Source organism: Chryseobacterium sp. ISL-6, from assembly GCF_018613715.1.
Classification (GTDB): Bacteria; Bacteroidota; Bacteroidia; order Flavobacteriales; family Weeksellaceae; genus Chryseobacterium; species Chryseobacterium paludis.
Genome location: NZ_JAGGPT010000012.1, coordinates 19,864 through 28,676 on the forward strand (window position 1 = coordinate 19,864; position 8,813 = coordinate 28,676).

The window sequence follows — 8,813 nt, forward strand, 5'->3', positions numbered from 1 at the left end:
TCTGTGATTATTTAATTACCTTATTTTCTAAATGAAATTTGTTTTAGTTATTTTTGCTCAAAAGAAAGAATCGCAATGTCCGAAAACATTCAACAAAAGATAGAGCAGCTTCGTAAAGAGCTTCATCAGCATAATGAAAATTACTATTTACTGGATGAACCTACCATTTCAGATTTAGAATTTGATCTGTTACTAAAGGAGCTTCAGGATCTTGAGGCAAAACATCCTGAATTTCACGATGTGAATTCTCCCAGTATGCGTGTTGGTGGTGGGATAACCAAAAATTTCCCAACCATTCTGCATCAATTCAGAATGTATTCTCTAGATAATTCTTATGACTTTGATGATCTTGAAGATTGGGAAAAGCGTATTATTAAAACCATTGATGATCCGGTAGAGTTTGTTGCTGAACTAAAATATGATGGAGCTTCCATTTCTATCCTTTATGAAAATGGGAAGTTGATACAAGGGGTTACCCGTGGGGATGGATTTCAGGGAGATGAAATCACAGCTAACGTACGTACCATTTCAGATATTCCATTAACCTTGAAAGGTGATTTTCCTTATCGTTTTTTTATGCGTGGTGAGATATATCTGACCAGAAAAAATTTCGACAAAATCAATAAACTCCGTGAGGAAGAAGGTCTGGATCCTTTCATGAATCCAAGAAATACTGCAAGCGGAAGTCTAAAGATGCAGGACAGTGCTGAAGTTAGAAAGCGTGGACTTTCATCTGTATTATATCAATATATTTCTGAAGAAGTCCCGGCAGAAACGCATTGGGAATTGCTTCAAAAAGCCCAGACCTGGGGTTTTAAAACATCTCAACAGGCAAAGCTTTGTAAAACGTTAGATGAGGTAAAAGATTTTATCACTTTCTGGGACACAGAGCGACATAACTTACCATTTGAAATTGACGGAATTGTATTAAAAGTTAATTCTTTACAACAGCAAAGACAGCTTGGATATACCGCAAAATCACCTCGTTGGGCCATGGCTTATAAATTTAAAGCTGAAAAGGTAGAAACAGAGTTACAAAGTGTTTCTTATCAGGTAGGAAGAACGGGTGCTATTACTCCGGTTGCGAATTTAAAACCTGTTTTACTAGCCGGAACGATTGTCAAGAGAGCCTCCCTTCATAATGAAGATATCATTAAAAAACTTGAGCTTCATGAACATGACTTTGTTTATGTAGAAAAGGGTGGCGAAATTATTCCGAAAATTGTTGGGATCAACAAAGACAAAAGAAACAAGGCAAGCAAAGAAATTGAATACATCAAACATTGTCCTGAATGTGGAACAGAACTTATAAAAGTGGAGGATCAAGCCATCCATTTCTGCCCGAATGAGCTGCATTGTCCACCACAGGTGGTTGGAAGAATGATCCATTATGTTTCCAGAAAAGCTTTAAATATAGAAAATTTAGGAAGCGAAACGATTGAACAATTATATAGAGAAAAACTGATCGAAAACCCTGCAGATTTTTATACTTTAACGAAGGAACAGCTTCTACCCCTGGAAAGAATGGCAGAAAAGTCAGCTCAGAATATTATCTCAGGAATTGAGAAATCAAAAGAAATTCCTTTTGAAAAAGTTCTTTATGGAATTGGTATCAAACATGTTGGTGAAACGGTTGCAAAGAAACTGGTTAAAAATTTTGCAACCATAGATGATTTAAAAGCTGCTACTGCTGAAGAACTTTGTCAGGTTGAAGATATAGGATCAAAAATAGCCTATAGTATTGAAGCCTTTTTCAATAATTCTGAAAATCTCTTAATGTTGGAGCGCCTAAAATCTTATGGAGTTCAGCTGGAAAAAGGAGAAAACACAAATGAAGTTTTATCGAACGTCCTTGATGGAAAAACATTTCTCTTTACCGGAAAACTATCTTTATTCACAAGAGAATCTGCTGAAGATATGGTAGAAAAGCATGGTGGAAAAAATATTTCTGCTGTTTCTAAAAATCTTAATTTCCTTGTTGTAGGTGAAAAGGCAGGAAGCAAATTAAAAAAAGCTCAGGATATCGGAACAATTGAAATACTTGATGAACAGCAGTTTTTGGATTTGATAGAAAAACAATAAAAATTTTATAGTTTTCACTAATAATTAACAAATAAGCCATTGAGATATAGTCTTAATGGCTTACTTTTGCTCATCTACTAATAAACTAAAAAATAACAAACTAATAATAATCCATGAAAAAAATCTACTTAATCATTGGTATGATTATGTTTACTGTGTTTCAAGCACAGATTGTAAATATTCCTGATGCAAATTTTAAAAGCTTACTGGTCTCTGATTATCCATATATGGCCAAAGACCTTTATGATAACAATACAATCATCGACACAAATCATGATGGAGAAATTCAGCTGTCCGAGGCTGCTAATATCAGTAAATTAGATTTAGATATAGATCAAATGCCAAGCTATTCAAGCCTTTTTAATAATATTGTTTCAACAGTAGGAATAAAAAGCTTCACTAATCTTACAAACCTTTCTATAGATAACTTTCCGTTATTGCAAACCATTGATCTAGGTAATAGTCCTTTATTGCACAAATTAGATATTAGCAGATGTTATGTACTATCATCAGTAAACATTCAAGGTTGTACTCAATTATATGATCTTGACATTTTTTTTAGTAATATACCTTCTATTGATCTGTCCGGATTAACAAACTTGTACGAAGTGAGCATGACGCAATGTCAGCTTTCTAATATATATTTTAACAATAATATTAATCTCAACAGCCTATCGTTAACATCAAATCATCTTCAAACATTGCCTTTAAATCAAACACCCAATTTAAAATTTTTAGTTATTGCAGGTAATCAATTTACAACACTTAATTTTAATGCTTTCCCAAATCTTCAATCTTTAAATTGCACATACAATCATTTTACAACTATTGATCTATCTCAAAATGCAAGTCTACAATCTTTTGCCTGCGACATGAATCCTAATCTTTAATCTTTATTTATTAAGAATGGAATCAATAACTTTACACAAAACTATAATTCAACTTTCTCCAGTACTCCAAATCTTGTTTATATTTGTGCAGATGACTATGAAATTTCCAATGTAGTTGCTCTATTACCATCTACAAGTTCATGTGTTGTAAACTCATATTGTTCCTATACTCCAGGGGGAACATTTTACACAATCTTAGGGAAAACAAAGTATGATGGCAATAATAACGGATGTGATATTAATGATATAAGCAAAGCTTTTCAAAAATTCAACATTACTAATGGAACTACTTCAGGTAGTGTGATAGCAAACAACTCTGGAAATTATTCGATTCCTGTACAAGCAGGTTCCCATACAATAACACCTGTTCTTGAAAATCCAACCTATTTTAATATTTCACCTATAAGCGTCACAGCTAACTTTCCAGCTCAAGCAAGTCCATTAACTCAAAACTTTTGCATGACAGCTAATGGGACTCATAATGACCTTGAAGTAGTTATAATCCCTGTTACTGCTGCAGCACCCGGTTTTGATACAAAATATAAAATCATTTATAAAAATAAAGGTACTACAACACAATCAGGAACTTTGATTTATAATTTCAATGACGATCTGATGAACTATCTAAATTCTACGATTGCTCCCAATTCACAATCAACGGGAATTCTATCATGGAATTTCACCAATCTTTTGCCTTTCGAGACCAAAGAAATTATAGTAACTTTTAAATTAAATACACCAACACAAATACCTGCTTTAAATGGTGGGGATATATTGCATTACACTGCACAGGTTAATGCAGCCACAGATGATACACCGGTAGATAATACATTCACTTTAAACCAAACTGTAGTTAATTCTCTCGATCCGAATGATAAAACGTGTCTTGAAGGAACTTCTATTACTCAGGCTAAAGTTGGAGATTACGTTCATTATCTTATCAGATTTGAAAATACGGGTACAGCTAACGCGCATAATATTGTGGTAAAAGATGAAATTGATGCTACGAAATTTGATATTTCAAGCTTAGTCTCTCTTCATGGAAGTCATAATTTTGTAACAAGAGTGAATTCCAATGTTGTAGAATTTATATTTGAAAATATTCAGCTTCCATTTGATGACGCCAATAATGATGGATATATTTCATTTAAGATCAAAACAAAAGCTAATTTGATTATTGGGGATAGTTTCAGCAATACAGCTAAAATTTATTTTGATTATAATGCACCTATCATTACAAATACTTCTACAACTTCTGTTCTGAATACTTTAGGAACATCGGAAACTAATAATGATAAAATACAATTCAGCATCTATCCAAATCCTGTAAAAGATGTTTTATTCATTAAATCAAAAGAGAACATTATAAAAGCAGAAATCTATGATGTTGCAGGAAGAATTTTGAGTTCTGTAAGTGTAACCGATAATTCGATCAATACTTCTGAACTTACAAAAGGAAATTATATCATTAAATTATTCACAAAAGATAAATCTATTATGCAGAAGTTTATCAAGAATTAATTAAAACTTATTATAAAAATCTAAGACTGTCTTAATAGACAGTCTTTTTTTATCTGCTTTCGTTATCACTTAAGAATTTATTGTACTTTTATTCAAGGTTTTAATTTTAGACAAATGGATTTTCTACAAGATCACTATTCTATACAAAATGAGTTGTTATTGATATTCATCTCAGTAATGCTTGGGCTTTTTATAGGGGCAGAAAGAGAATACCGAAATAAATCAGCGGGACTCCGTACTTTTATCCTGGTATGTTTTGGATCTTGTCTATTCACTATTTTATCAATAAAAATAGGAGTTCAAAATCCCGACCGTATTGCTGCAAATATTATTACAGGTATTGGTTTTTTAGGAGCCGGAGTTATTTTTAAAGGTGATAACAAAATAGACGGAATTACTACAGCCACAACGATATGGGCAACAGCTTCAATTGGAATGGCCATCGGTTCTGGATATGTTTACTTTTCTTTATTAGGAACTGCTTTAGTGCTATTGGTTCTTAGTTCACTTAGCTACCTTCAAAACTTTATTGATAACAACCATAAAATCAGAGAATATAAAATAGCTATTTCAGCTTCAGATCATATCAGTCACTGTGAAGAATTGTTTAGAAACAATCATTTAAAATTCCTCATTATGAGACAGCAATATTCTCAGGGAAGTTTAACGACAACTTGGAGGCTTACAGGAAATACCAAACATCATGAATTCTTAATCAAGCAAATGATGAATGACCCCAAAATTATATCTTATCATTTTTAAAGTAATAATACTTTATACTATATCTCAATCAAAAATACCTTTATAACAATACAAATATATTTTTCACCAGAAGGTATTAAGTACCCTTTTATTTATATCTGCGCGTGTTTTCAGCACATTTTGTAACCTATAATTTTAATTTTCTTCGTAAATTGAGCAAAATTTTTGATTATGATAAAAAAGATACTTTTATCTGCATTTCTTTTGCCTGCTGCGATGGCTTTTGCTCAGCAATACGGAGGAATGTGGATCCCCACGGAGCTGAATGAAAAGGAAATGAAGGACCTGGGAATGAAAATCTCTGCAAAAGACATCTTCAACCCTCAAAAAGCAAGTATTAAAGATGCTGTTGTACAATTCAACGGTGGTTGTACTGCTGAGATCATTTCACCAAAAGGGCTACTACTGACGAATCATCATTGTGGTTACGGGCAGATTCAGGCTCATTCTACCGTACAAAATGATCTTTTATCTAATGGTTTCTGGGCAAAAAACATGAGTACAGAACTTCCTAACCCGGGAGTAACAGTAGATTTTATCGTAGATATCAAAGAAGCAACTGATCAGATTTTAGAAGGAACAGATAACCTTACAGAGCCTGAACTTTCAAAGAAAATCAACACCAATATTGAGATTTATAAAAACGCTCAAAAAATAGAAAACTACCAATCTATTTCTGTAAAATCTATGTATTACGGTAATAAATATTACGCTTATACAATAGAGACCTATAAAGATATTCGTTTGGTGGGTGCACCACCACAAAGTATCGGAAAATTCGGAAGTGACACAGATAACTGGGTTTGGCCTAGACATACAGGGGATTTCTCTATGTTCAGAATTTACGCCGATAAGAATAACAAGCCCGCAGAATATTCAACAGACAATGTTCCTTATGTACCGAAACACTATCTTCCGGTTTCTATCAAGGATAAAAATGAAAATGATTTCACATTTGTATTCGGTTTCCCAGGAAAGACAACGGAATATCTTCCAGCTATTGCAGTTGAAAAGATCATGAATGAAATTGATCCTGCGAAAATAGCGGTTCGTGATGTTGCTTTAAAAACCTTAGACGAGAAAATGCGTACTGATAGCGGAACACGCATAAAATATGCATCAAAATATGCATCTGTAGCCAACTACTGGAAAAAATGGATCGGTGAGGCTGAGGGTCTTAAAAAGTCCAATGCAGTTGAGAAAAAAGTAATGTATGAAGGTTCTTTGGTTGCTAAAAATCCTGAAATTAAAACAACTTTAGATCAATTAAATAAACTGTACACAGAACAAGCTCCTTATGCTTTAAACAATGCATATTACTCTGAGGTGATCAGAAATGCAGAAACTTTAGCATTAGCTAACTTGTATTCTAATTATATTGCTTCTGTAGAAGCAGGAAGAATGGATGAAAAGGCAATTACTGCTTTAAAAAATAAATTAACTTCATTTTACAAGGATTACAGTCCTGAACTTGATGCAAAAGTAACTGCTAAATTGCTAGCATTGTATGCAAACAAAACAGCACCACAATTTCTACCTTCCGGGTTTGATAAGTTCAAAAATGAAATCCAGAATATCCAGAATATAGAAGAAATTTCTAAAAATTCTGTTATCACAGGTAGAACAACTGTAAATGGAGCTTCTCTAAGTTCTGATATCGACAAAGCATTTTCTAATCAGGATAAGTTGATCAAAACGCTTAAAAAAGACCCTGTTTATCAATTATTTTCAAATATAAAAGATACTTATACTAAAACCGCTGATCCTCAGTTTACAGGAATTCAGACAAAAATTGATGCTTTACAGAAAAAATTCATGGCGCAGCAGATCACAACAGATAAAGACAGAAAGTTCTTTCCTGATGCGAACTCTACACTTCGTGTAACGTATGGTAAAGTGAAAGGTTCTAGTCCCAGAGATGCTGTTTCTTATGGTTATCAGACACACCTAGCTGGGGTTATAGAAAAATATGTTCCTGGAGATTATGAATTTGATGTTCCAAAAAAACTAATTGATCTTTATAACAAAAAAGATTTTGGAAATTACAAAGATAAAGGTGGTGATGTCCCTGTAGGATTTACAGCTACCAATCATACAACAGGAGGAAATTCCGGAAGCCCTGCTCTAGATGCTTATGGAAATTTGGTAGGATTGAATTTTGACAGACAATGGGAGGGAACAATGAGTGACATTAATTATGATCCTCGTTTCAGCAGAAATATCATGGTTGACACTAAATATATTCTATTCATTATTGATAAATTTGCCGATTCCAAATGGCTGATCGATGAGATGAAAATTATAAAATAATTGTTTCTACAACTATAAATTTTAAAACCTATTTAATCACTTAAATAGGTTTTTTTGTTTTTATATAAACTTGCAAATCATTCTATTGGAATCTAAGGATAACTGTTACACATAGGTAAAATCTATAGAAAATTAATCTAATGAGATCAAACCAGTTTGTAACTTTAATAAAAACTCTTTTATGAATGATAATCATCTTAAAATGTGTACAGAATGTGGCACACAATATTCCGAAGACCTTACAAATAATATATGCATCATTTGTGAAGACGAAAGACAAGCAGTGCCTCAAAGTGGGCAGTCCTGGACAAATCACGAAAAGCTATTAGAAAATCATAGTGTAGAAATAAAAAAGCTCAACGACAGGCTATACGAATTCTTAATTACACCTAGATTCTCTATCGGACAGCGAGCTCTATTTGTAATCTCGGAAAGTGGTAATATACTTTGGGACTGTATCCCTCTGCTTGATGAAGGGGTTATAGAATTCATTAAAATTAATGGTGGCCTAAAAGTTATTGCATTCTCTCATCCACATTACTATTCAAATATGAAAATGTGGGCAAAAGCTTTTGGTTGCAAAATCTATATTCATGAAAAAGATAAAGAATGGATAGTGAATGGTGGAAGTTTCATAGAATTGTGGAATGGCAATAATATCAAGCTATGGGACGAACTCAGGCTCCATAATATTGGTGGTCACTTTGAAGGAAGTTCTGTCATAGAAATACCTTGGATGAGCGAAAACGGAACTCTTTTAATTGGAGATACTATGTATTTATCTCCATCAATGAAACATTTTGCAACGATGAGAAGCTATCCAAACAGAATCCCACTTCCGCTAAATGAAATTAAAAGAATTGAAAAACGCTTTGAAGAAATAAACTTTGATACCATTTATGGCTTTTACTCTTATCAGAATGTTGAAAAAAATGCAAAAGAAATTGTAAATAACTCATTTGACAAATATCAGTAATGGATGGTACTTAAAAATGTAAAATGGAAAGTTTATCAGCAAAGTTTTAAGTTTTGGCTAAAGCCGAGTGGACTTTGATTTATATGGAAGGTGGGCTTTAGCCCACCTCTATTGATCAAGTTATTATTTAAAAAGTGCAGTAGTAGTAGTAGTAGTAGTAGTAGTAGTAGTAGTAGTAGTAGGAGGAGGAGGAGGAGGAGGTTCATTATTCATCATTCATCATTGATACTGGATTCTTTTTACATGATGTAGTAACAAAAAAAAGTCTCATA

General features: G+C 33.0%; 6 protein-coding genes. All 6 read left to right on the forward strand.

Annotated features, from left to right (window positions below; translation table 11 throughout):
* The first annotated feature begins 75 nt into the window (after positions 1-75).
* On the forward strand, positions 76-2,082 hold the full coding sequence (ligA, locus tag J7E44_RS21535; RefSeq protein WP_214833567.1) for an NAD-dependent DNA ligase LigA: 2,007 nt from the start codon (positions 76-78) through the stop codon (positions 2,080-2,082).
* 113 nt (positions 2,083-2,195) lie between these two features.
* Entirely contained in the window at positions 2,196-2,972 is a 777-nt protein-coding gene (locus J7E44_RS21540) for a leucine-rich repeat domain-containing protein (protein WP_214833569.1), read from the forward strand.
* Positions 2,973-3,272: 300 nt separating this feature from the next.
* Positions 3,273-4,493 (forward strand): T9SS type A sorting domain-containing protein, encoded by a 1,221-nt coding sequence (locus tag J7E44_RS21545; protein ID WP_214833571.1) that lies wholly within the window; start codon positions 3,273-3,275, stop codon positions 4,491-4,493.
* Between the two features lie 114 nt (positions 4,494-4,607).
* Complete coding sequence (locus tag J7E44_RS21550; RefSeq protein ID WP_214833574.1) at positions 4,608-5,255, forward strand: MgtC/SapB family protein; 648 nt, start codon at positions 4,608-4,610, stop codon at positions 5,253-5,255.
* A 171-nt stretch (positions 5,256-5,426) separates the two neighbouring features.
* Positions 5,427-7,565: a S46 family peptidase gene (locus tag J7E44_RS21555; RefSeq protein ID WP_214833576.1), complete on the forward strand. Its 2,139-nt coding sequence runs from the start codon at positions 5,427-5,429 to the stop codon at positions 7,563-7,565.
* A 181-nt stretch (positions 7,566-7,746) separates the two neighbouring features.
* Complete coding sequence (locus tag J7E44_RS21560) at positions 7,747-8,541, forward strand: MBL fold metallo-hydrolase (protein ID WP_214833578.1); 795 nt, start codon at positions 7,747-7,749, stop codon at positions 8,539-8,541.
* The last annotated feature ends 272 nt before the right edge of the window (positions 8,542-8,813 follow it).